Origin of the sequence: Acinetobacter sp. HZNU-JH01, from assembly GCF_037996845.1 — a bacterium.
Taxonomy (GTDB): domain Bacteria; phylum Pseudomonadota; class Gammaproteobacteria; order Pseudomonadales; family Moraxellaceae; genus Acinetobacter; species Acinetobacter haemolyticus.
The window spans coordinates 1,742,027-1,766,681 of the sequence record NZ_JBBMZX010000001.1 but is presented as its reverse complement, the minus strand read 5'-3'; the positions used below and the strand labels follow the sequence as shown (position 1 = coordinate 1,766,681).

The 24,655-nt window shown below is 42.2% G+C and carries 20 protein-coding genes and 1 riboswitch; of the genes, 18 read left to right on the top strand and 2 right to left on the bottom strand.

Going from position 1 to position 24,655, the window contains the following annotated elements; all coding sequences use genetic code 11:
* Window positions 1–158 precede the first annotated feature (158 nt).
* The 9 genes from AAC851_RS08445 (at window position 159) to lpxC (ending at window position 10,343) form a co-directional block, all read left to right on the top strand.
* A complete protein-coding gene (locus AAC851_RS08445; RefSeq protein WP_340600758.1) occupies window positions 159–641 on the top strand; it encodes a glutathione peroxidase in 483 nt (160 codons plus the stop codon).
* Between the two features lie 225 nt (window positions 642–866).
* Window positions 867–1,811, top strand: a complete 945-nt coding sequence (gene gshB, locus AAC851_RS08440) for a glutathione synthase (RefSeq protein WP_134251238.1) — start codon at window positions 867–869, stop codon at window positions 1,809–1,811.
* Window positions 1,812–2,062: 251 nt separating this feature from the next.
* Complete coding sequence (gene murG / locus AAC851_RS08435) at window positions 2,063–3,160, top strand: undecaprenyldiphospho-muramoylpentapeptide beta-N-acetylglucosaminyltransferase (protein WP_160140335.1); 1,098 nt, start codon at window positions 2,063–2,065, stop codon at window positions 3,158–3,160.
* Between the two features lie 13 nt (window positions 3,161–3,173).
* Window positions 3,174–4,625 (top strand): UDP-N-acetylmuramate--L-alanine ligase, encoded by a 1,452-nt coding sequence (gene murC / locus AAC851_RS08430; protein ID WP_160126799.1) that lies wholly within the window; start codon window positions 3,174–3,176, stop codon window positions 4,623–4,625.
* A gap of 91 nt (window positions 4,626–4,716) precedes the next feature.
* Window positions 4,717–5,643 (top strand): D-alanine--D-alanine ligase, encoded by a 927-nt coding sequence (locus AAC851_RS08425; RefSeq protein ID WP_004641558.1) that lies wholly within the window; start codon window positions 4,717–4,719, stop codon window positions 5,641–5,643.
* Window positions 5,644–5,647: 4 nt separating this feature from the next.
* Complete coding sequence (locus AAC851_RS08420; RefSeq protein WP_340600757.1) at window positions 5,648–6,505, top strand: cell division protein FtsQ/DivIB; 858 nt, start codon at window positions 5,648–5,650, stop codon at window positions 6,503–6,505.
* A gap of 65 nt (window positions 6,506–6,570) precedes the next feature.
* Window positions 6,571–7,833 (top strand): cell division protein FtsA, encoded by a 1,263-nt coding sequence (gene ftsA / locus AAC851_RS08415; RefSeq protein ID WP_004641555.1) that lies wholly within the window; start codon window positions 6,571–6,573, stop codon window positions 7,831–7,833.
* A 265-nt stretch (window positions 7,834–8,098) separates the two neighbouring features.
* Complete coding sequence (ftsZ, locus tag AAC851_RS08410) at window positions 8,099–9,274, top strand: cell division protein FtsZ (protein WP_075314407.1); 1,176 nt, start codon at window positions 8,099–8,101, stop codon at window positions 9,272–9,274.
* A 166-nt stretch (window positions 9,275–9,440) separates the two neighbouring features.
* Entirely contained in the window at window positions 9,441–10,343 is a 903-nt protein-coding gene (gene lpxC / locus AAC851_RS08405; RefSeq protein ID WP_004641551.1) for a UDP-3-O-acyl-N-acetylglucosamine deacetylase, read from the top strand.
* Between the two features lie 98 nt (window positions 10,344–10,441).
* Here the strand turns inward: lpxC and AAC851_RS08400 are convergent, their stop codons facing one another.
* Window positions 10,442–10,882 carry a hypothetical protein gene (locus AAC851_RS08400; RefSeq protein ID WP_008942142.1) on the bottom strand — a complete coding sequence of 147 codons (441 nt, stop codon included), beginning with the start codon at window positions 10,880–10,882 and terminating at the stop codon, window positions 10,442–10,444.
* Window positions 10,883–10,988: 106 nt separating this feature from the next.
* Between AAC851_RS08400 and AAC851_RS08395 the strand changes: the two genes are divergently transcribed.
* The 5 genes from AAC851_RS08395 (at window position 10,989) to AAC851_RS08375 (ending at window position 17,835) form a co-directional block, all read left to right on the top strand.
* Window positions 10,989–11,672 (top strand): M23 family metallopeptidase, encoded by a 684-nt coding sequence (locus AAC851_RS08395; RefSeq protein WP_004641547.1) that lies wholly within the window; start codon window positions 10,989–10,991, stop codon window positions 11,670–11,672.
* Between the two features lie 205 nt (window positions 11,673–11,877).
* Window positions 11,878–14,595, top strand: coding sequence for a pyruvate dehydrogenase (acetyl-transferring), homodimeric type (aceE, locus tag AAC851_RS08390; RefSeq protein ID WP_161404996.1), 2,718 nt, complete (start codon window positions 11,878–11,880; stop codon window positions 14,593–14,595).
* A gap of 2 nt (window positions 14,596–14,597) precedes the next feature.
* The gene (locus AAC851_RS08385; protein ID WP_340600756.1) at window positions 14,598–16,577 is read left to right on the top strand and encodes a 2-oxo acid dehydrogenase subunit E2; all 1,980 of its coding nucleotides are present in this window, start codon (window positions 14,598–14,600) and stop codon (window positions 16,575–16,577) included.
* 139 nt (window positions 16,578–16,716) lie between these two features.
* On the top strand, window positions 16,717–16,998 hold the full coding sequence (locus AAC851_RS08380; protein ID WP_113996537.1) for a hypothetical protein: 282 nt from the start codon (window positions 16,717–16,719) through the stop codon (window positions 16,996–16,998).
* Window positions 16,999–17,038: 40 nt separating this feature from the next.
* Window positions 17,039–17,177: riboswitch (yybP-ykoY riboswitch) on the top strand.
* Between the two features lie 82 nt (window positions 17,178–17,259).
* A complete protein-coding gene (locus AAC851_RS08375) occupies window positions 17,260–17,835 on the top strand; it encodes a TMEM165/GDT1 family protein (RefSeq protein WP_008942147.1) in 576 nt (191 codons plus the stop codon).
* Between the two features lie 103 nt (window positions 17,836–17,938).
* Here AAC851_RS08375 and AAC851_RS08370 read toward each other — a convergent pair whose 3' ends face one another.
* Window positions 17,939–20,062 (bottom strand): TonB-dependent receptor, encoded by a 2,124-nt coding sequence (locus tag AAC851_RS08370; protein ID WP_340600755.1) that lies wholly within the window; start codon window positions 20,060–20,062, stop codon window positions 17,939–17,941.
* A gap of 221 nt (window positions 20,063–20,283) precedes the next feature.
* Here AAC851_RS08370 and AAC851_RS08365 point away from each other — a divergent pair, with 221 nt between their 5' ends.
* From AAC851_RS08365 to glmM, 4 genes are all read left to right on the top strand, one after another.
* Entirely contained in the window at window positions 20,284–21,090 is an 807-nt protein-coding gene (locus tag AAC851_RS08365; RefSeq protein ID WP_004641535.1) for an MBL fold metallo-hydrolase, read from the top strand.
* 124 nt (window positions 21,091–21,214) lie between these two features.
* Entirely contained in the window at window positions 21,215–21,580 is a 366-nt protein-coding gene (locus AAC851_RS08360) for a YkgJ family cysteine cluster protein (protein ID WP_340600754.1), read from the top strand.
* A gap of 139 nt (window positions 21,581–21,719) precedes the next feature.
* On the top strand, window positions 21,720–23,186 hold the full coding sequence (guaB, locus tag AAC851_RS08355) for an IMP dehydrogenase (protein ID WP_004641532.1): 1,467 nt from the start codon (window positions 21,720–21,722) through the stop codon (window positions 23,184–23,186).
* A gap of 126 nt (window positions 23,187–23,312) precedes the next feature.
* Window positions 23,313–24,650: a phosphoglucosamine mutase gene (glmM, locus tag AAC851_RS08350; protein WP_340600753.1), complete on the top strand. Its 1,338-nt coding sequence runs from the start codon at window positions 23,313–23,315 to the stop codon at window positions 24,648–24,650.
* Window positions 24,651–24,655: the final 5 nt, after the last annotated feature.

Genomic DNA, 24,655 nt, shown 5'->3' with positions numbered 1-24,655 from the left:
TTTGTGAAATCACAGTATAGTTTGATTAACAGCAAAAGTATATTGCGCATAATTAACTTGCATGCAAGATAATTGTGTGCAATATTAATATTGGCAGCTGAATAAATGCAAACAGCGATTAGGTAAATAAGATTGATTGAATCAGAGTGAGATGTTGTATGACCACAATTTATGATTTTCAGGCACAATTGTTAGAAGGCGAGCAAAAGAACCTTGCAGACTATCAAGGCAAAGTTTTATTGGTGGTGAACACTGCAAGTCAGTGTGGCTTAACCCCACAATTTGAAGGGCTTGAGAAGCTATATCAAGATTATCAACAACAAGGTTTGGTGATTTTAGGCTTCCCATGTAACCAGTTTGCTAATCAAGACCCATCAAGCAATGAAGAAATTGGCAGCTTCTGTCAGCGCAACTATGGCGTATCATTTCCAATGTTTGCCAAAGTTGATGTGAATGGCTCAAATGCACATCCGATTTATAAATACCTCACCTCAGAAGCCAAAGGTATTTTAGGTAGTGAAAGCATCAAATGGAATTTCACCAAGTTTTTGATTAATCAAAATGGCGAAGTGATTAAACGTTATTCTCCAACGACCAAACCTGAAAAAATTGGCAAAGATATTCAAAAACTTTTGGCTTAATTCGACGCTGAAAGCGAATGTTGCACGAATTACTGGCGATGAAATCATTTGCCAGTAATTTTTTTATTTATAATGAAAGATAAAAATCTTCTTTAAAATAAACCTGATGTAGTCATCTGAATCAATTGGAATTTTTTGGGTTTAATAATTACACAACTTGTTGCACGATCAGCGACGAACTTCGCTATACTTTTTGCCAAGATTTAAAAATACGAGCGTCAGATTATGCGTGTACTTGTCGTGATGGACCCAATAGAAACGGTGAATCTCAAGAAAGATTCCACGATGGCCATGTTATGGGCGGCTAGTCGTCGCGGACATGAGCTGGGTTATGCATTACAACACGATTTATATATCGACCAAGGTAAAGCGTTTGGTTTGATTGCACCGCTTAAAGTCTTTGAAGATTACGATCATTATTATGAGTTGGGTGAGCAGCGCAAAGAGTCATTGGCTGACTATGATGTGGTATTGATGCGTAAAGACCCACCATTTGATATGAACTTTGTCTATACCACTTATATCTTGGAACAAGCTGAACGTGAAGGCGCGTGGATTATTAACAAACCGCAATCGCTGCGTGATTGTAATGAAAAGCTGTTTGCGACCCAATTTCCAGAGTTACAAGTGCCAACGCTAGTGACGTCACAGCAAAGCTTAATTCGTGAGTTTATTACTGAGCATGGCGATGTGATCGTAAAGCCACTTGATGGTATGGGAGGAACTGGGATTTTCCGTTTATACCAAGATGGTGTGAATATCGGTTCGACTTTAGAAATGTTGACTGAATTGGGTACGCGCCCAATCATGGCACAACGCTATATTCCAGAAATTGTAGAAGGGGATAAGCGGATCTTGATGGTCAATGGTGAACCGATTCCCTATTGCTTAGCGCGAATTCCGCAAAATGGTGAAGTGCGTGGTAATTTAGCGGCAGGTGGTTTGGGGCAGGCGCGACCACTCACTGAAAATGATAAATTGATTGCGGCAAAAGTCGGTCCTTTCTTGCGTGAAAAAGGTTTGGTTTTTGTCGGTTTAGATGTGATTGGTAATTATGTCACTGAAATTAATGTGACCAGCCCAACCTGTATTCGTGAAATTGACGCGCAATATGGTACTTCGATTGCGGATGATCTTTTTGCTGTGCTCGAAGCGGGTCGTACACACTAAAAAATGAGGGGCTGAAATGTTAACAGCCCCTATATTTTTGACCGAATTGCCCATGTGAATTTTTACCGAACTTGGTACTAAATAGGCAATTCAATGTAGACATCATCGTGTTTTTAGCAAACAATTGAAAAAAGCCGAGCTTTCTGTTGTAAACAAGTGAAATTCGCTTTTCGTGAATGAAGCTTTAGGATTAAAATAACGCCCGAAAACAATAGACGATAACCTTCTTTTTTGAGTTGAAGAATTAGACCGTGACCAATTCACCACACAACAAACCTAAACATGTCTTGATGATGGCTGCAGGTACTGGCGGACATGTTTTTCCTGCACTTGCTGTTGCCAAACAACTTCAACAAGAAGGCTGTCAAGTCTCGTGGTTAGCAACGCCTGCGGGAATGGAAAATCGGTTGCTCAAAGATCAAAATATTCCAATTTATCAAATTGATATTCAAGGTGTACGTGGTAATGGTTTACTGCGTAAGCTCAGCGCACCGTTTAAAATTTTAAAAGCAACATTCAGCGCGATGCGCTACATGAAGCAGCTCAATATTGATGCGGTTGCTGGTTTTGGTGGTTATGTTGCAGGTCCAGGGGGATTAGCTGCTCGTATTTTGGGTATTCCTATTTTAATCCATGAACAAAATGCGATTGCAGGTTTTACCAATACCCAATTGGCACGTATTGCCACAACCGTGTGTCAGGCTTTTCCAAATACTTTCCCGACCAGTGATAAAGTGGTGACTACGGGAAATCCTGTCCGCGCTGAGATCACTGCAATATTAAATCCTTCATGGCGCTACCAAACCCGTGAACAAGAACAGCAAGCATTGAATATTTTGATTGTTGGGGGATCGTTGGGAGCACAAGCGCTGAATGAGCGATTGCCTGAAGCCTTAAAAAAGGTCAATGTATCTTTGAATGTGTTTCATCAATGTGGTCAAAACCAACAAGATGCAACGCGTGCACGTTATCAGGATGCACCTGAAGGTCTAAATGTTACGGTTGAACCATTTATTCATGATATGGCGAAAGCCTATAGTGAAGCAGATTTGATTATTTGTCGTGCAGGTGCCTTAACAGTCACTGAGGTGGCAACTGCGGGACTTGCAGCAGTTTTTGTTCCTTTACCGATCGCGGTCGATGATCACCAAACAGCAAATGCAAAATTTTTAGCAAATGTGGGGGCTGCCAAGATTTGCCAGCAAGCGGAGATGACACCAGCGGCTTTGGATGAGTTGTTTGGGCATCTGCTCAACCGCCAGCTACTCTCTGAAATGGCAATCAAAGCACGTCAACAGGCGCAACCAAATGCAACGCAGCATGTGGTTGATCTGATTCAAAAATTGTAATTCGAGTTTATTTATGTCTCCAACAAGTCCAAACCAAGCCAAAAAGCTGATTAAAGTGCCAGAAATGCGCCGTATTAAACATATCCACTTTGTTGGTATTGGTGGTGCGGGGATGTGCGGTATTGCTGAAGTGTTGAGTAACCAAGGCTATAAAGTATCTGGTTCTGATATCAAAGCTTCGAAAACTACGGCACAGCTCGAAGCGAATAACATTAAAGTTTATATCGGTCACACTGCTGACAATATTAAACATGCTGATGTACTGGTGGTGTCGACGGCGATTGATCCTGAAAATCCTGAAGTAAAAGCAGCGATTGAACAACGTACTCCGATTGTGCGCCGCGCTGAAATGTTGGGTGAGCTTATGCGTTATCGTCACGGGATTGCAGTGGCGGGCACGCATGGTAAAACGACAACAACCAGCTTGTTGACTACCATGTTGGCGGAAGGCAATCTCGACCCAACCTATGTGATTGGTGGATTGTTGAATAGCACCGGTGTCAATGCAGCGCTGGGTGATAGCCGTATCATTGTGGCTGAGGCGGATGAGTCAGATGCATCATTCTTGTATTTACAGCCAATGGCAGCGATTGTGACCAATATTGATGCGGATCACATGGATACCTATGAAGGTAGTTTTGATAAGTTAAAAGATACGTTTATTCAATTCCTCCATAATTTGCCGTTCTACGGTTTGGCTGTTGTTTGTGGTGATGATGCCAATATTCGTGAGATTTTACCGCGAGTTGGTCGCCCAGTCTTAACCTATGGTTTTGATGAAGATAACGATATTCGTGCAATCGACGTTGAGCAGGATGGCATGCGTTCACATTTCACTGTGTTGCGCAAAGATCGTGAGCCATTGCGTGTGACCGTGAATCAGCCCGGTTTACACAATGTCTTGAATGCGCTTGCAGCAATTGGTGTGGCAACAGATGAAGGCGTTTCTGATGACGCAATCTGCCGTGCATTGGCTGGGTTTAGTGGCGTCGGGCGTCGTTTCCAAGTTCAGGGTGAGTTTGAAGTGGGCGATGGCCTCGTGAAGTTGGTTGATGATTATGGTCATCATCCAAAAGAAGTTGAGGCGACGATTAAAGCAGCACGTGCCAGTCATCCAGATCGTCGTTTGGTGATGTTGTTCCAACCGCATCGTTACAGCCGTACACGTGATTGTTTTGATGACTTTGTGGAAGTGTTGTCACAAGTGGACCAATTGTTATTATTGGAAGTTTATTCGGCAGGTGAAAAACCGATTGTTGGCGCAGATAGTCGAGCACTGGCACGCAGTATACGTTTGCGTGGTGAGGTTGAACCGATTTTGGTTGACCCTGTTGATGGAAATTTACCGAGTGTTCTACAAAAAGTGTTACAAGGCAATGACCTGTTATTAACACAAGGTGCGGGTAACGTTGGTGCAATTTCGGTAGAATTGGCTCAGCATCGTCTGTATGCCGAATCCCCCTAACCCCCTTTGTTAAAGGGGGAACTCCTCCCTTTGAAAAGGGAGGCGGGGAGGGATTTAATAGAATATATGAAGTTTTTTTAAGGATATAAACGTGTCAAATGCTGCAAAATTCGGCAAAGTTGCTGTGTTATTGGGTGGGAAGTCAGCTGAGCGAGCTGTGTCATTAGACAGTGGTCAGGCTGTGCTAGAGGCATTGTTGCGTTCGGGTGTACAAGCTGAGGCATTTGACCCTCAAGAGCGTAGTGTGACTGAGCTGGTTGCTTATGATCGCGCTTTTATTGTGTTGCATGGTCGTGGCGGAGAAGATGGTCAGATTCAAGGTGTGCTTGAATGGCTGAATATTCCGTACACAGGCACTGGCGTACAAGGTTCAGCGATTGGGATGGATAAAGTCAAAACCAAGCAAATTTGGCAGGGTAGCGATTTACCAACAGCGCCATATCGTATCATTACGAAAGACACTGATTTAGATGCAGTGATTGCTGATCTTGGTTTGCCAGTGATTATCAAGCCTGTACATGAAGGCTCTAGTGTTGGGATGAGTAAAGTTGAAAAAACCGAAGACTTTGCTGCTGCAATTGCAAAAGCCACAGCACATGATGCAGTGGTGATGGCCGAAAAATGGATTACAGGACGTGAATTTACCATTTCATTTTTAAATGGTCAGCCTTTGCCTGTGATTCGCCTACAACCACCTGCTGATGTCGCATTTTATGACTATGAAGCAAAATACCAACGCAATGATGTGGAATATGGTATTCCATGTGGATTGAGTGAAGCAGAAGAAAAGACATTACAGGCTCTTTGCTTGCGTGCTTTCCAAGCCGTTGGTGCCGAAGGGTGGGGGCGTATTGATGCAATGCAGGATGAACAAGGCAATTTCTGGTTGTTAGAAGTGAATACCGTCCCAGGTATGACCAGCCACTCTTTAGTACCAAAGGCTGCTCAAGCGGTAGGTTATAGTTTTGATGCGCTCTGTGTTGCGATTTTAGAGCAAACCTTAGCAGCGTCGGTTTAGTTTTATGGCTCAACTTCCTGCATCTATGCGTCGCAAGCAACGACCAGCGATTAGCTCAATCCACGAGAAACCACCGACACCAAAACAAAAAATGGTGAATGCTGGTGGTTGGATATTGCTGGTGGTTGCATTTGCAGTGTTAGCATTGGGCATCTATGGTTTATATAAAGTGATGACCGATGCGACTGTGGCGGAACTGCAGGTCGTTGGTACAAATTCAAAACAAGAAAATCAACAGCTGATCCAGCAGTTGAGCCCAGTGATTAAAGATAATTACTTTACCTCGGATTTAGAGCAAATTCGAGATTACGCGTTAAAAGTGTCTTGGGTTGACCGTGTGGTGGTGTCACGAGCTTGGCCAAATGCAATCCGAGTGCGGGTCATGCCGCGCCATCCGATTGCGCGTTGGGGAACAGGGCGTTTGCTCAGTGACAATGGTGAGGTGTTTAGCGAGGCTGTGCCAAAAGCACATCCTAATCTACCGCTTTTACATGGGCCCGTCAGCCAATCCAAAATGATGATGCGTCGTTATAATGAAATTAGTCAATTGTTTCAGCCAGCAGATTTACGTCTGAAAGAATTGTATTTAACCGAGCGTATGACATGGTTTATGCAGTTTGATTCGGGTTTACGTATTATCGTTGATCAAGATCAAACCATGAATAAGTTACAGCGCTTAAGCCATTTGGCACAAACGGATCTTAAACCTGTATGGCCGAAGATCTCGGCGATTGATTTGCGTTATCGAAATGGACTGGCAATCCAGTGGAGAAATGCAGCGCCGCCTAAGATCGTCAACGGTCAGTTTGTTGTAACGATTGATGACACAAGCCTTGCAGGTGGAATTCAGGCAAGGCCATAATACGTGGCTTGAAAACAACAGGCAGTTTGCCCGTACTAAACAACAAAAGATATGGTATTGAAGTAATGAGTGAAACTGTTCCCTCAGTTGTTACGATTGACATTGGGACTCATAAGGTCACAGTTTTAATTGGTAAAATCCATGCGCCCGATAAGATTCAAGTGATTGGCATGGCGTCCGCTCGTAACCGTGGTATGGTGAAAGGCAAGATTGTCAGTCTCGACAAGGTGATTGCGGCTATTAAAAATGCGGTATCCGAAGCTGAGGATATGGCAGAGTGCCGTATTCATAGTGCGTGGGTATCTATTCCAAGTACAGAATTACAAAGTTTTTATGCATCAGGTCGTACGCCTGTGGCAAACCACGATCATATTATTACAACCAATGAAGTGGTGCGCGCTTTAGAACTGGCGAAAGCTAGCCATGTTTCACCTGATTATTATTTGGCGAGTGCTGTGCCGCTAGGTTTTGAGCTTGGCGATTCTGGTGAATGGGTACAAAACCCAGTCAATATGTCAGCGCACAGCATGACAGGACATTATCAGCTCATGATGATGCCAATCAGCACCATGCAAAACCTTGATCGCGCCATGAAAGGGGCGAATATTGGGGTGGAGAAAATGGTCGTATCATGTTTGGCGACCGCTGAGGCGAGTTTGCTCAAAGATGAAAAAGAATATGGCGTATGTTTGGTGGATATCGGAGCTGGTATAACCAATATTGCGGTGTATTTAGATGGTCGTTTAGCTTTGGCGCGAACTTTACAGCGTGGTGGTGAAAATGTAACACGAGATATTGCTGCGGTTCTACAAACCACCACAGAAGAAGCAGAACGTATTAAAATATTACATGGTTGTGTGGATCTCAGTGTGGTGAAGCCTGATCATATGATTCAGGTGCAAGGCATTGATGGGACACAAACCATTAGCCGCATTGAATTGGCTGAGATTATCATTGCGCGTTATGAAGAAATTTTTGCGATGATCCGTGAGGAATTAGAGCATAGCGGTGCGATTCATGGTTTGTATCATGGTGTTGTATTAACAGGTGATGCATGTCAGATTGAAGGCATGGTGAATTTGGCACGTCGTATGTTGGGCGTTTCTGCGCATTTGGGCAATCCACCGTTACAGGTCTATGCCGATGATCAACATCTACCAGCACTACGTCGTTCAATGTATGCAACGGCTGCGGGTTTGTTGATGTTTAGCCAAAGTGATTTGCAAGATGTGGTTGAAGAACCAGAGGAAGCAACCGAGCGTAGTTTTGTCGAACGTGTTGCCAATGGTTGGAATGCATTGAATAGCAAATTAAAGGCTATATTTTAGGGTTTGCTGAGATTCTGCCTTGAGCGTTATAACTCACATTGCGACATTGGTTTTTTAGCTAATTAGGCAAGGCAGGGTAGAAATCTAAACAAACCCTTAGTTGTAGTTTTTTTTGGGAAAATTTGTTAAGAAGTTGTAATAGTAGGTCACTGTACTTGACAAGCTAGTGATTATTGAACAGCATCCTAAACATCAGTAGTTTTAAAAATCAGGGCAGTAACGGGCTGAAGTAACTGCCATTAATATATTAGGAAATCTAAAGGTCATGGCCTCATTTGAATTTATAGAAGATGAACTAGACGATGGCAACGGTCAAGCCCGTTTCACAGTGTTTGGCGTTGGTGGTGGGGGCGGAAATGCTGTCCAGCACATGGTGCAGTCAGATATTCAAGGCGTGAAATTTGTTTGTGCGAATACGGATAAGCAAGCACTTGATTGTATGAATGCGCCATTCAAAATTCAATTGGGCGAACAAAGTACCCGTGGTTTAGGTGCTGGTGCAAATCCAGAGGTGGGTCAAGTTGCGGCAGAAGAAAGTCGTGAGGTGATTCGTCAACACCTTGAAGGTACAGACATGGTATTTGTTACTGCTGGTATGGGCGGTGGTACAGGTACGGGTGCTGCGCCTGTGGTTGCCGAGGTTGCTAAAGAAATGGGCATCCTAACTGTGGGCGTCGTAACAACACCATTTAACTTTGAAGGTCGTCGTCGTCAAAAGTCTGCTGAAAAAGGTATCGATGCTTTAGAAGCGCATGTTGATTCTTTGATTATTATTCCAAACCAACGCTTACTCAGCGTTTATGGCGATATTTCAATGAAAGATGCCTATAAAAAGGCGGATGATGTGTTGTTGAATGCGGTACGCAGTATCTTTGATTTAGTGGTTAATCGTGGTCATATTAACCTCGACTTCGCAGATTTGAAAACAGCAATGAGTACGCGTGGTTACGCCATGATGGGTGCTGGTCTAGGGCGTGGTGAAGATCGTGCACGCCAAGCGGCTGAACAAGCAATTCGTAGTCCATTGCTTGATAATGTTAATATTATCAATGCCAAAGGTGTGTTAATCAACATTACAGGTGGGGATGATATTACCCTGCGTGAAACAGAGATTATCACTGATGTTGTCAACCAGATCGTTGATTTGGATGAAGGTGAAATTTTCTACGGTACTGTATTTGATCCAGATGCACGTGATGAACTACGTGTGACTGTGATCGCAACGGGCTTAACGCGTAATGCATCTGAAGTAGAAACCAAGAAACGTACCACTCATGCACAGGCCGTTTCCCAAGGTGCGCAAAGTGTTGATGAAGATGATGTTCCAGCGATCAGTAAGCGTGCAAATACAGAAGCACCGAGTAGTGCAGCGCCAAGTTCATCACCACTTTCATCTCCAATGAGTATTCAAGATTACTTAAAAAATCAACAAAGAAAGTAATAGAATCAGATGTTTAATAAAAGGGAGAACTTGTTTCTCCCTTTTTAATTTTTTGAAATAAAGTATTGATTGACATTTCTGCCAACAACAGATTCGATTTATCAAGTGCCAAAACACCCCAAATATGCTAACTTATATCGGTTTTTTCAAATAAAGTTGGCATGGCATGTTGAAACAACGGACTCTTAAACGTGTAGTGAAAGCGAGCGGTATTGGTCTGCACAGTGGTCAAAAGGTGCTGATTAATTTTGTTCCACATCACGTAGATGGAGGAATTGTGTTTCGTCGTATCGACTTGAATCCCCCTGTTGATATACCAGCAAATGCGATGCTGATCCAAGAGGCATTTATGTGCTCGAACCTCGTTCGAGAAGATATCAAGGTCGGTACCATTGAACATGTGATGAGTGCGATTGCAGGGCTTGGAATCGATAATCTCATCGTCGAAGTCTCTGCGTCAGAAGTTCCGATTATGGATGGCAGCGCTGGTCCTTTTATTTATTTGTTGATGCAAGGTGAGCTCGCTGAGCAAAATGCACCGAAGAAATTTATAAGAATTTTAAAACCTGTCGAGGCGCTAATCGAAGATAAACGCGCTATTTTTACACCGCATTCTGGTTTCCAACTTAACTTTACTATTGACTTTGATCATCCCGCCTTTGCTAAAGAATATCAGTCAGCAACGATCGATTTCTCAACTGAAACTTTTGTATATGAGGTGAGTGAGGCGCGAACTTTTGGTTTTATGAAAGATTTGGATTATCTAAAAGCCAATAATTTAGCTTTAGGTGCGAGTTTAGATAATGCGATAGGTGTAGATGATACTGGTGTGGTCAACGAGGAAGGTCTGCGTTTTGCTGATGAGTTTGTACGCCATAAAATATTAGATGCAGTGGGTGACTTATATCTTTTAGGTCATCAAATCATTGCGAAGTTTGATGGTTATAAATCAGGTCATGCACTGAATAACCAGTTATTACGCAATGTTCAGAATGATCCAAGTAGTTATGAAATTGTAACATTTGATGACGAGAATAATTGTCCAATTCCTTACGTAAGTGTGACATAAGTCATTGTCTTTTCTTGCCTATGTTATAATGTAACAAATGAAAGTGAGATGGAAATCACGGAAAATAAGAAGATATTCCATCACTTAAGTTGTACTGTTTACTTTTTATTGCTTGCCAAAAGTAGTAAAGCTTGGCTAAGCTTAGGGTCGCTCACATATTCAGCGGCACTGCGTAAAAGCGCTTGAGTCTCTGAATTAAGTTTCTTTGATGCGGGGGCAGGTTCTGTTGAAACATGTTTTTTGTTTCTCAATCGAACTTGAATTTTGCGTAAATCACGGAATACTTCAAGTTGAGTGAACTGCGCGACATAGTGAGTTTGTAAGTAACTAAGTTGACTAATCATCGCTTGATTTTCACCTGTTATGATCAAAACGCCATGTTGATAACAAACAACCTGCCATTGCTCTGGTTGGGGCAATAATGGTTGAATAATTTTCGTAAGTTTTTGCCATTGTGTGACTTGCGTAGTCAGAAACGTTAAGTTTCCAGTTTTTGTATGTTGTCCTTTCTGTTGAAAAACGTTGTTAGGTTCAGACATGTCAACTTCCTTAGAGGTTACCTGTCCATCTTAAGCGTTTAGTTCGGCTGTGATCAAGGAAGAGATGATAAAGGAACAATTTAAGGACGGTTTCAAGAGGTTTTTTATGCATACGCGTCGTATTTTACTTGCATTTTCACTTGCTGCTTCAGCCGCTTCGGTTGCTTTTGCAGATTATCAAAATATCAATCAAGCCACTGCTGCAGACCGTCTAGAGCAGTTATCTAAAACCTTAGCTCAAGGTTCCTATACCCATCCTGATGATATTGATCTGCCAGCTGTATCAAATGTCTCTGTTAAATTACGCGAAAAAACCATTGAACTAAACAATGCCAGTATTGAAAAGAAGTATGGTCGCCAAGAGAGTGGACCTTCATTCTCAGCGGGTACAGGCCATTCTTGGTTAGTCAGTCATCCATTGCAAGATGGTCGTGTCAGTTCGACTTGGGGTAACCGTACGCTATTAGGTTCTACTCGCCATCATTCAGGTGTTGATATTGCAGCACCATCGGGCACACCTATCTATGCTACAGGTCCTGGGGTTGTAACCAAATCAGGTTGGGGTACGGGTTATGGTCAATACGTTGAAATTGATCATGGTAATGGCTATGTTACTCGTTATGCGCATGCATCACGCTTAATGGTCAATGCGGGTGAGCGTGTTGGTGCGGGTCAGCATATTGCAAATGTTGGTTGTACTGGTCGTTGCACTGGACCTCATTTACATTTTGAAGTCGTGAAAGATGGTCAACGTCGCAACCCTTCAACTTATCTTGCTTTGTTGCCTTAATGTAATTTGTTAACAGTTGTATATAAATGTTTGAAGAAATCGCCTTTATTGGCGATTTTTTATATTTTTTGTTTGATTTGGGTCAATGACTATTTAGGAAAAAAATATTAAGCGTTTTTGTATTCATTTAGGGCGATACCTTTATGAAGCCAAAACATGATAAATATAGCAATAACAATATAGCTTAAGGGAAAAGGTGAATTATATGGCGTTTTATGGCGACTCGGACGCGCAGGAAACCCAAGAATGGCAAGATGCTTTTGATTCAGTATTACAACATATGGGCACGGAACGCGCTGCTTTCTTACTTGAGAAACTTTATCAACGTGCCATTGCCAAACACGTTCCTATTCAACGCTTAAATACACCTTATCTCAATACTATTTCAGTTGAAGAACAACCTGCCATGCCTGGTGATCAGGATATGGAGCGTCGTATTCGTGCATTGATTCGTTGGAATGCATTAGCGATGGTTCTTCGCGCCAATAAAACAGGTGATGATTTAGGTGGTCACCTCGCAAGTTTTGCATCATCTGCAACCCTATATGATGTCGGTTTTAACCATTTCTTCCGCGCCAATAATGATAATTTCGGCGGAGATATGATTTATTACCAAGGACACTGTGCTCCTGGTATTTATGCACGTTCATTCCTTGAAGGACGTTTAACTGAAGAGCAGTTAAGTAATTTCCGCCGTGAAGTTGGTGGCAATGGTTTACCAAGTTATCCACACCCTTATCTGATGCCAGACTATTGGCAATTCCCAACGGTATCAATGGGTCTTGGTCCAATCATGTCGATTTATCAAGCACACATTCAGAAATATTTGATGAACCGTGGTTTGATTAAAGAAGAAGATCGTAAGGTCTGGGCATATCTCGGCGATGGTGAGATGGATGAACCAGAAAGCTTAGGTGCTATTTCATTGGCAGGCCGTGAAAAGCTTGATAATTTAGTCTGGGTGGTTAACTGTAACTTACAGCGTCTAGATGGCCCTGTACGTGGTAACGGTAAAATTATTCAAGAACTTGAATCGATCTTCCGTGGTGCAGGCTGGCGTGTCATTAAAGTAGTATGGGGCCGTCATTGGGATCCATTACTGGCTAAAGATACAAGCGGTGCCTTAAAAGCACGTATGGAAGAAGCTGTTGATGGTGACTACCAGCGCTACCAAGTAAAAGGTGGTGCCTATACGCGTGAGAAATTCTTTGGCAAGTACCCAGAAGCTGCGGAACTTGTAAAAGACTTAAGTGATGAGGACATTGATAACCTTAACCGTGGTGGTCATGACCCTTACAAAGTCTTTGCTGCCTATGCAGAAGCAATGAAAGCAAAAGGTCAGCCAACAGTAATCTTGGCAAAAACCATTAAAGGTTATGGTTTGTCTGAAGAAATTGAAGCGGTGAATAAAACGCACCAAATCAAAAAGATGCAAATTGACTCGTTACGATATGTGCGTGACCGTTTCAATCTTCCATTCACGGATGAGCAGTTAGAAGAACTTCCATTCTATCGTCCAGGTGAAAACTCTCCAGAAATGAAATATATGAAGGCGCGCCGCGATGCATTGGGTGGTTACTTGCCAGCACGTCGTCGTGAGAGTGAGTCTTTAGAGATTCCTGATTTATCTGTATTTGATGCAGTGTTGAAAGGTTCGGGTGGCAAAGAGCAATCCACCACGATGGTGATGGTGCGTTTAATTTCTGCTTTACTCAAAGAAAAAGCAATTAAAGATCGTGTCGTGCCAATTGTTCCAGATGAAGCACGTACGTTTGGTTTAGAGGGTATGTTCCGTCAGCTTGGTATTTATGCCGCTCACGGTCAAAAATATACACCAGAAGATCAAGAACAGCTCATGCATTACCGTGAAGCAAAAGATGGTCACATGTTACAAGAAGGGATCAATGAAGCAGGTGCGATGAGCGCATGGGCTGCTTTGGCAACCAGTTATTCAACCAATAACTTGCCGATGATTCCAATGTACATGTACTACTCAATGTTTGGTTTCCAACGTATTGGTGATATTGCATGGGCTGCTGGTGATGCACAGGCTCAAGGTTTCTTGTTGGGCGCGACAGCGGGTCGTACAACATTAAACGGTGAAGGTTTACAGCACCAAGATGGTCATTCACATATCTTGGCGAACACGATTCCAAACTGCGTATCGTATGATCCATGTTTTGGTTATGAGTTAGCGGTAATCGTACACGACGGTTTACAACGTATGTATGTGAACCAAGAGCGTGTGTTCTATTACTTAACTGTAATGAATGAAAACTACGAACATCCTGAAATGCCAGAAGGCGTTGAAGAGGGCATTAAACGTGGTATGTATTTATTCGAAAAAGATGAAAAAGCAACTGTCCAATTACTTGGTTCAGGTGTAATTCTTCGTGAAGTGATTAAAGCTGCGAAAATCTTACGTGATGAATACCAAATTCATTCAAATGTGTGGAGTGTCACTAGCTTCAACGAATTGGCACGTGATGGTATGGCATGTGAAGAATACAATCGCCTACACCCACTTGCTGAAGAAGTGAAAGAATCTTGGGTATCTAAACAATTACGAGGTACGGAAGGTATCGTCGTTTCTGCTACAGATCATATGCGTGCTTATAGTGAACAAATTCGTGCCTATCTTCCAGATGGTCGCCCATTTGTAGCATTGGGTACAGATGGCTATGGTCGTTCAGATACCCGTGCGAACCTACGTAGTTTCTTTGGTGTTGATGCTGCGCATATCGTTGTTGCGACTTTGAAAAAATTAGCGGATGAAGGTGAGGTGGATGCACGTTTGGTGAAAGATGCAATTTCTAACTTTGAGTTAGATACGGATCGTCCAGTAGCCTGGGTTCCACAAGCACATCCAGAAGTTCAGCCTGTTGCTGAATACAATGAAACGCAAACAGGTGAGGGGAACTAAGCATGCAAATTAAGACCCCTGATATTGGTGTAGATAAAGCAAACGTTGCTGAAATTTTAGTAAAAGTTGGTGACCGTGTTGAAGTTGACGACAGTATTGTTGTGCTTGAGTCAGATAAAGCAACTGTTGAAGTGCCTAGTACTTCGGCAGGTGTCGTAAAAAGTATCTTGATTAATCAAGGTGATGATGTGACTGAAGGTGTGGCTTTGATCGAGGTCGAAGCAGAAGGGGCAGCACAAGCAGCGCCAACTCCAGTTCCTGCGGCTGAAGAAAAGCCAACTGCTCCAACACCTGCACAACAAACTCAAGCTTCAGCCCAACCTGCTGCTACATCAACTGCAACTGTTGACGTAACTGTGCCTGACATCGGCGTTGAAAAAGCACTGGTTGGTGAAATCCTCGTTAAAGTGGGTGATCAGATCGATGTTGAACAAAGTATTGTGGTTGTCGAGTCAGATAAAGCGACTGTAGAAGTTCCAAGTAGTGTTGCGGGTACTGTGGAAAGCATTCAAGTGAAAGAAGGCGATACCGTTAAAGAAGGTGTTGTGCTTCTTCAAGTGAAAACAACGTCTGCATCTAGTGCACCAGTTGAGGCGCCTGCTTCTACCACAGCTGCTGCTGCAGCACCTGCACCAGCTCAGCAAGAAACTGTAGCAGCGACGGCTACTCAATCTGGTCCAGTGGATATCAATGTTCCTGATCTAGGTGTTGATAAAGCAGTTGTTGCTGAAATCTTGGTCCAAGTTGGCGATAAAGTTGATGTCGACCAAAGCCTTGTTGTGGTTGAGTCAGATAAAGCGACTGTAGAAGTCCCAAGTACGGTTACTGGTGTTGTCAAAGCAATTCATTTACAAGCAGGTCAACAAGTTTCGCAAGGTATATTGCTTGCAACAATTGAAGTTGAAGGTCAAGCAACTGCGGCAGCTCCAGCAGCAAAAGCAGCAGTAGCATCTACTTCACCAGCAACGGCACCTAAAGCGGCAACTCCTGCTCCAACTCCTGCTCCAACTCAGTCTGCGCCTGCGGCACCATCTGGTACTGACAAGTTAACTAAAGAGCAAGAAGCTGAAAATGCCAAGGTATACGCTGGTCCTGCCGTGCGTAAATTAGCACGCGAATTGGGTGTGGTACTTGGCCAAGTTAAAGCATCTGGTGAACATGGTCGTGTGATGAAAGATGATGTTTTTGCTTATGTAAAAACGTGTTTAACTGCACCGCAAGTTGCTCCAAGCACACAGGCAGCACCTGTGGCTTCAGGTTTGCCATCGCTACCTGATTTCACCGCATTTGGTGGTGGTGAAGTAAAAGCAATGACGCGTTTGCAACAGGTTTCGGTACCGCAATTGTCATTGAATAACTTTATCCCGCAAGTGACTCAGTTTGACTTGGCTGATATCACTGAGCTTGAAGCGTGGCGTGGCGAACTAAAAGATGGCTTTAAGAAGCAAGGCGTTAGCTTAACTATTTTAGCGTTCATCGCGAAAGCGGTTGCTCACTTATTAAAAGATGAGCCTTATTTTGCAGGTCATTTGGCGGATGATCAAAAGTCTGTATTGCTCCGTAATGAAATCCATATGGGTATTGCGGTTGCAACACCAGATGGTTTGACAGTGCCTGTACTACGTAATCCAGACCAAAAGTCAATTAAGCAAATTGCTACAGAGTTAGCTGAACTTAGTCAAAAAGCGCGTGATCGCAAGTTATCACCAAAAGATTTACAAGGTGCGAACTTCACGATTACCAGCTTAGGTTCAATTGGTGGAACGGCCTTTACGCCATTAGTGAACTGGCCTCAAGTTGCAATCTTGGGTATTTCACCTGCCACCATGCAGCCAGTATGGAATGGTAAAGACTTTGATCCGCGCTTAATGTTGCCATTGTCACTGTCTTATGATCATCGTGTGATCAACGGCGCCGATGCAGCACGCTTTACCAATAAATTGACTAAATTATTGAAAGATATTCGTACTTTGTTACTGTAATTTCAATGGTTTGATTTGGAATAACCTCGCAATTGCGGGGTTTTCTTTTTTTGAATAGCCTGAATCAATCTAGTGCTTTATTTGTGCAATTTTTTATCTAAAATGAATGCTAAACAAGGAGATCTGATGTGGAGTAATAATGTTCGCGGTATATAAAATAATGTTGCCGTTATTGCTGGTTATGTTTGTTGCTATGGGGCTCTGGGTGAGTGTTCTGCATTTCCCGTGGGAATGGGTATTCTATATGGTGATGGGGTTAGAAGTAATGGTTGCTACAGTCGCGATGACAATGGAATATCAAGCACAACAAGTGGGTGGTGTAAGCAGTTGGGGCAGTCTGGGTCTTATAGGGAGTAATCTTTTTTTTGCTTGTGTGTTGGGTATATTACGTTATGGATTATGGTGTTATCAAAAAATCTAAATTTAGAGATTTTAAATGGAGAAGGGATTTGTTAAAATAATTAAACTTCATTGGGGAGTAGCCGCTCTTTACGCAAAGTAAAGAGGTGATGATCAACATAATTGTTCAACCGAACATGGTCATCATAGCAAAGAACCAAAGCAGCTCACGCTGTGCTTTTGTTGGCAAGACCTTTGATTTATCACTCTGCATCAATTCATTTGATTTTGGCTAGCAGGAGGGATAGGTCATCGGTATATATGCTAGCCAGAGCAATCCATTATGTATGAATTTCTCATCTCAACTTCGATTGTTGCCCTTGCTGAAATGGGCGATAAAACTCAGCTTTTGGCATTGTTACTTGCTGCGCGATTCCGTAAGCCGATTCCGATTTTAATTGCTATATTATTGGCGACCTTGATCAATCATGGTGTGTCTGCTGTACTAGGTCAGTGGATTACAACTGTACTCAGCCCTGAAATTTTGTTGTGGATTCTGGCGCTTGGATTTATTGGAATGGCGATTTGGATGCTGATTCCGGATGAATTGGGCGATGAATCAGAGAACATTAATAAATGGCAAAAGTTTGGTGTATTTGGTGCGACTTTTATCTTGTTTTTCTTGGCAGAAATTGGAGATAAAACCCAAATTGCAACGGTTGCTTTAGCTGCACGTTTTGACAGTATCTTTTGGGTGACGATGGGTACAACCTTAGGGATGATGATTGCCAATGCGCCAGCGGTGTTCATTGGGCACAAGATTGCTGATAAATTGCCGATTTCATTGATTCATAAAGTCGGCGCTGCCATTTTCTTGATTATCGGTGTGTCTACTTTGCTTCAGCATTATTTCTTTTAGGGTTGTAATCTGAAAAACACGCTTTGGCAGAAGTTGTTGAGTTTTTGTTGATTAGAGCGCATTACAATTTTAAAGCCCCTTTGATCGAAGGGGCTTTAAATGATTAATAGTTAAATTTCACAGTAAAATTAATCTGTCGTGGATTGCCTAAGGTGATGAGATTCTCATTGAGCGCACCCGCATAATAGTCTTTATCAAACATATTGCGGATTGCCAATTGGGCACCCCAATGTGCCGCATCATAGCCTGCTTCAGTATCAAAGACGGTATAACCTGGAATATGGACATCTAGTTTATCCATAGTTTTATAAGTTTCGCCGCGAAATCCACCACCTATATACCAGCCAAGTTTTGATGTGGGATCAAATTTATAACGTGCAGAGAAACTGTAGCTGTGTTCTGGGACATTATTAAGTGCTTTGCCAATATTGCTACTATCGGCGTCTTTACTAATTTTGGCATCGGCTGTGTAGGTATAGGCAGCTATTAATTTTAGGCCTTCTAAAATTTCTGAGCTGAGTTCAGTTTCGATACCACGAGTTAACTGTTCACCACGTTGTACTTTTTCATTTGAATTTACTGAATCATTAACAACTACGTTCTGACGTTTTAAGTCATACCAAGCAATAGCACCTTGAATACGTTGATCTGGGCTTTGTAACTTCATCCCAACTTCTACCTGTTTTCCTTTTTCTGGCTTAAACGGGTTGCTATTGATATCAGTACCACTGTTTGGAGTAAATGAAGTCGCGTAGCTGACATAAGGCGCTACAATGTCATTGAGGGTATACATGACAGAGGCACTACCAGTAAATGCTTCATCAGACTGTTTACTGCTATTTCCCGTAATTAAACTTGTAGTTTGAGTTTGTGCCCAATCTTGGCGACCAGATAGACTTAACAGTAATTGATCATTGAATTGAATACGGTCACGAATATATAAACCTGCGTATTTTAAACGGTTAATATCGTGGTTGCTGACAGGATTGGAACAAGTAACAGTTTGTCCATATACGGGAGTGTATATGTTTAAATCACCGACATTACAACGGTTGTTGGTGTAATCACTTTTTTCTTGGAAGGCATCAACACCTATATTGATGTCGTGCTGCATGCCATATAATTCAAATTGGTTATTTAAACGGTTATCAATTGCATAACTTAAGTTATCAATAATTTGGTGGCGACTGTTATTTTTACGGCTGATCGTGGTGTAGTTTTTATCTGCCCAAAAGTTACTACCTGTACGGGCAAAGACTGCTTGACCATCCATTTCAGTTTTTTGTACGGCAAAGTTTTGGTTAAAGTTCCATCCATTTTCAAAGGCGTGCTTAAACGTATAACCAGTACGATATACATCTGCTTCATATTTACCAAAATGAGGATCGCCAATATATAAACTTCGGTCTATGGCGCCGTTAGGGTTATCTTTTAATGTACCAATGACAGGTAAACCTTGTTGGCGAATATATTCTCGATGCTGATAGCTTGCGATGACAGAAAGATCAGTGTTATCCCCTAAGTCAAAGTTATAAGAGGGGGAGATGTAGTAATTTTTAAAATAAACGTAGTCAGTTGGATCATCTTGATCAGAGATACGACCATTTAAACGGAAGGCACCTTTTTCACTCTTATTTGGGCTATAGTTTAAGTCGAAAGTCCCTTCTTTAAGGCTGTAACTACCATAAGTCATGCTAGCTCGTGCAAAGTTTTCTGCTTCAGGTCGTTTGGTGACTAAATTGACCATACCTCCCGGAGCAACCAAACCAAAATTAATCGAAGCAGGGCCTTTTAATATTTGTACTTGATCCATTCCCGAAATTTCAGCAGCTACAGAAGGGGTAGGTGAACTTTGACCAATTCTTAAACCATCGACATACACCGAGTCAGAAGAAGTTTGGCCTCGAATAATAAAATCATCCCAACCGCGGCGACCAAGCTTTCCAGCTTCTACACCAGCAACCCCTTCAAGTGCATCCGTAAGAGTTCTTGCTTGTTTTTGGTCAAGTTGTTCACGGGTGACAACAGAAACTGATTGAGCAGTTTTAAATAGAGGTGCATTGGATTTGAGTGCTGAAGTCGCTGTCGTGGCGGCATAGGCCTGATCTTGCTGTTGGGCTTTGACCGAAATAGTTGGGAGTATAAGGTCTTGATCTTCTTTAGCATATGCCATGGTCATAGTGCTTAAGATAAGTGTTGCGAGTAAAGTACGATGCGTAACAAGCATAGGGATGTCCAAGGGAGGGAGCAAAATGGCAGGTGAATGCTATGAATGAGAATGGTTATTATTTTAAGGGATCCGTTTTCTAAAACCAAGCAATAAATCTAAAGCTGATTGTTGGATAAATTATGATAAATATCCAATATGTGATTGAATCTAGATTTAAATCCCATTATTTTATTATGGAATTAAAATAATTCATATTTAAAAGATTTTTTGGGGTTTCTATGAGTTTTGAACGGACAACATCACAGATATTATTTGATAATGGTACGCATAAATGCATTAGTTTTACCAGTTTGGTGAAAGGGGAAGGCATTCAAGCAAATCAATTTTTGATTATTGACCATGAGCGAGCTGCGGTTTTAGATCCAGGCGGTGATCTCACATATGTGCCTTTAACCATGGAGCTTAATCGCTACACCAAACTGAAAAATCTTGATTATGTGATGGCTTCTCATCAGGACCCAGACATTATTACCTCGATGCCTCGTTGGTTGGTCTATACCGATGCCAAAGTTGTCGCATCAAAGTTGTGGGCACGTTTTCTACCGCATCTCAATTCAGCATTTATGAGTGATCGTATGAAGGGAAATTGGGAAGAGCGACTGATCGAGCTGTCTGATACGGGACAGGTTATTCCTTTAGGGCAGTCCTCGATTGTCGCAGTACCTGCACATTTCTTACATTCTGTCGGTAATTTCCAGTTTTATGATCCGACAGCAAAAATCTTATTTTCTGGTGATATGGGAGCATCGATAGTAGATGATGCGAGTGTGCCGATTGCAGATTTTGAAGCGCATACTAAGAAAATGAAAGGTTTTCACCAGCGTTATATGTGCTCAAATAAAGTGATCCGATTATGGGTCAATATGGTACGTCAGATGGATTTAGAAATGATTGTCCCGCAACACGGCACAGCCTTTGTTGGAAAAGAAATGATTGAGCAATTTCTAGATTGGATTGAAACGCTGGAATGTGGTGTTGACCTGATGAATGAATATGTCTTTAGTATGCCCACAGAAATCGCTTAAACATAGGATAAATATGACGGTCGAATACAAAAAATAGGGTTCATCTCTCTTGTTTTTGTAGATAAGTTTTTTTAGGATTCGCGTTTTAAAGAGTTTTATTTTGATAACGAGAATTTTAACAAAAATGTTGTCTCAAATTATGACCTCTGAAACATGTGTCCATTGTGGCGCATGTTGTGCGCATTACCGTGTATCGTTTTATTGGGCTGAGGCTGAAGTCATGCCAAGTGAGATGATTGAGCCGCTCACAGCGGTTTATTCATGCATGAAAGGAACAAATCAAACTCAGGTTAGATGTATTGCTTTAGAAGGCGTGGTTGGACAGCAGGTGAGTTGTTCAATTTATGCGGTGCGTAGCTCAACCTGCCGAGAAGTACAGGTTGGTGATGATCATTGTAATAAAGCTCGACTTGCACACAATATGATTCCTTTGATTCAAATTGAAGAACAAGATGCTGCAAATAATGAAGATTATGATCAGGTGGGTTGATTAAAAGTCTGTGAAACTGGATTCAAAAAACAGGGAAACGTGATGGTAACGGTTTTTCTGAAATTATTTCATCCTAGAAAATGAAATTCACTGTGAAATTTGTTTATAATAGCTCACGGAATTTACCAGTGAGATTGTTATGCTGACCATCGTTCAAGAAGCGCTAACCTTCGATGATGTCTTATTACTTCCTGCCTACTCAACTGTTCTCCCAAAAGATGTCTCCTTAAAGACACGTTTAACTCGCGGAATTCAACTCAATATCCCTCTCGTTTCGGCTGCAATGGATACAGTGACTGAGTCACGTATGGCGATTGCAATGGCGCAAAATGGTGGTATTGGTATTTTGCATAAAAACATGGATATCGCAGCGCAAGCCGCTGAAGTACGCCGTGTGAAAAAATTTGAAGCTGGAATGGTGAAAGATCCAATCACAGTAACACCAGAAACGACGGTTCGTGAACTGATTGCAATTACACAAGCAAATAATATTAGCGGTGTACCTGTGGTTAAGGACGGCAAAGTTGTCGGTATTGTGACAGGACGTGATACACGTTTTGAAACGAATCTAGAGCAACCTGTTAGTAACATCATGACAGGTCAAGATCGCTTAGTCACTGTACGTGAAGGCGAGTCGAAAGAAAATATCCAAGCATTGCTACAAAAGCATCGTATTGAAAAAGTTTTAGTTGTTGGTGAAAACAACGAACTTAAAGGCTTAATTACGGTGACTGACTTCCGTAAAGCAGAAAGCTACCCGAATAGCTGTAAAGACGAACTCGGTCGTTTACGTGTAGGTGCAGCAGTTGGTACAGGTGCTGAGACACCAAGCCGCGTAGAAGCATTGGTCGATGCTGGTGTAGATGCGATTGTTGTTGATACAGCACATGGTCATTCTGCTGGCGTCATTGAGCGCGTACGTTGGGTAAAAGCGAATTACCCACAAGTTCAAGTGATTGGCGGTAATATCGCAACTGGTGATGCGGCATTGGCATTGCTTGATGCAGGTGCAGATGCGGTAAAAGTGGGTATCGGTCCAGGTTCTATTTGTACCACGCGTATTGTTGCTGGTATTGGTATGCCACAAATTTCTGCCATTGATAGCGTTGCAAATGCCTTGAAAGATCAAATTCCTTTGATCGCGGATGGTGGTATTCGTTTCTCTGGTGATATGGCGAAAGCGATTGGCGCAGGTGCAAGCACGATCATGGTAGGTTCGCTACTTGCTGGTACAGAAGAAGCACCAGGTGAAGTTGAGTTTTTCCAAGGTCGTTACTATAAAGCCTATCGTGGCATGGGTTCATTGGGTGCAATGGCAGGCGCGACTGGTTCTGCTGACCGCTATTTCCAAGACTCAAAAGCAAGTGCTGAAAAATTAGTACCAGAAGGTATTGAAGGTCGTGTTCCTTATAAAGGTCCAATGGGCAACATCGTACATCAAATGATGGGCGGTTTACGTTCATCTATGGGTTATACGGGTTCAGCTGCGATTGAAGATCTTCGTCAAAATGCGAAATTTGTAAAAATTACTTCAGCAGGTATGTCTGAATCACATGTACATGACGTGACGATTACTAAAGAAGCGCCAAACTACCGTGTTGGTTGATTTTTGGTAATTTTGTCGCTGGAAAAACCGTCAGTTCGCTGACGGTTTTTTTGTTTTAGTGTAAAGTGAAACAGATGATAAATGATGTGACTTAGCGTCATATTACGATAAGAAAGTGAGTAGAAAATGAGTTATTTTGGTACTGATGGAATTCGAGGCAAATTTGGACAATTGCCGATTACGCCAGAATTTGCTTTAAAATTGGGTTTTGCTGCAGGAAAAGTATTAAAACGTAATAGCCCAAAAAATAAGCCAATTGTGGTCTTGGGGAAAGATACACGTTTATCAGGGTATATTTTAGAAGCTGCATTACAAGCGGGTTTAAATGCGGCTGGTGTGTATGTGCATTTGCTTGGTCCATTACCGACGCCAGCAATTGCACACCTCACTCGTGCTCTGCATGCACACGCGGGCATTGTGATCTCTGCTTCACATAATCCTTATTTTGATAACGGGATTAAGTTCTTCTCAGGTGAAGGTAAGAAACTTCCAGATAATATACAAGATCAAATTAATCAAGAGCTTGAACAAGATTTGCTTATTGATGATACAGCGAACTTAGGTAAAAGTGTTCGTGTAAAAGATGCCAATGGTCGCTATATCGAATTCTGCAAATCAACTTTCCCATATCATTTCAACCTACATAATTTAAAAATTGTCGTGGATTGTGCCAATGGTGCAGCCTACAGTGTTGGACCATCAGTGTTCCGCGAGTTAGGTGCCAAAGTTATTCCACTATTTAATGATCCTGATGGTTTAAATATCAATGAAAACTGTGGCTCTACACATCCAGAGCATTTACAAAAAGCGGTAGTTGAGCATCAAGCAGATCTTGGTATTGCTTTTGATGGTGATGCCGATCGTGTCGTAATGGTGGATAAAAATGGCAATCTCATTGATGGAGACCATATTCTTTATATTCTTGCAACACAAGCCAACCATAAGCCAGAAGGTGTGGTTGGAACAGTGATGAGCAATATGGCACTTGAGCTTGCGTTAGATAAAGCCAATGTTGGATTTGTCCGTGCAAAAGTGGGTGACCGCTATGTATTGCAAGCCCTTGAGGAGCAGAATTGGAGTATTGGTGGAGAACCATCTGGGCATATTTTAACCTTAGATAAAAGTACCACGGGTGATGCAATTATTGCAGCTCTGCAAGTACTTACAGTCATGGTTGAACAAGGTAAAGCCTTACATGAGTTAGTAGATGGTTTTGAGCTATTTCCGCAAGTATTAGTCAATGTCCGTTTACAACAAATGATTGATCCATATTCAATTCCTTCTTTAGTTGAAGAGTTTGAAAAAGCAGAACAACAGTTGAAAGGTCGTGGACGCTTATTAATTCGTAAATCAGGCACAGAGCCAGTCATTCGTGTAATGGTTGAAGGTGATGACTTACCAGAAGTTGAAGCGTTAGCAAACCGTTTAGCTGATGCTGTGCGTGCGCAAGCTCAAGTTGCTTAAGAGAG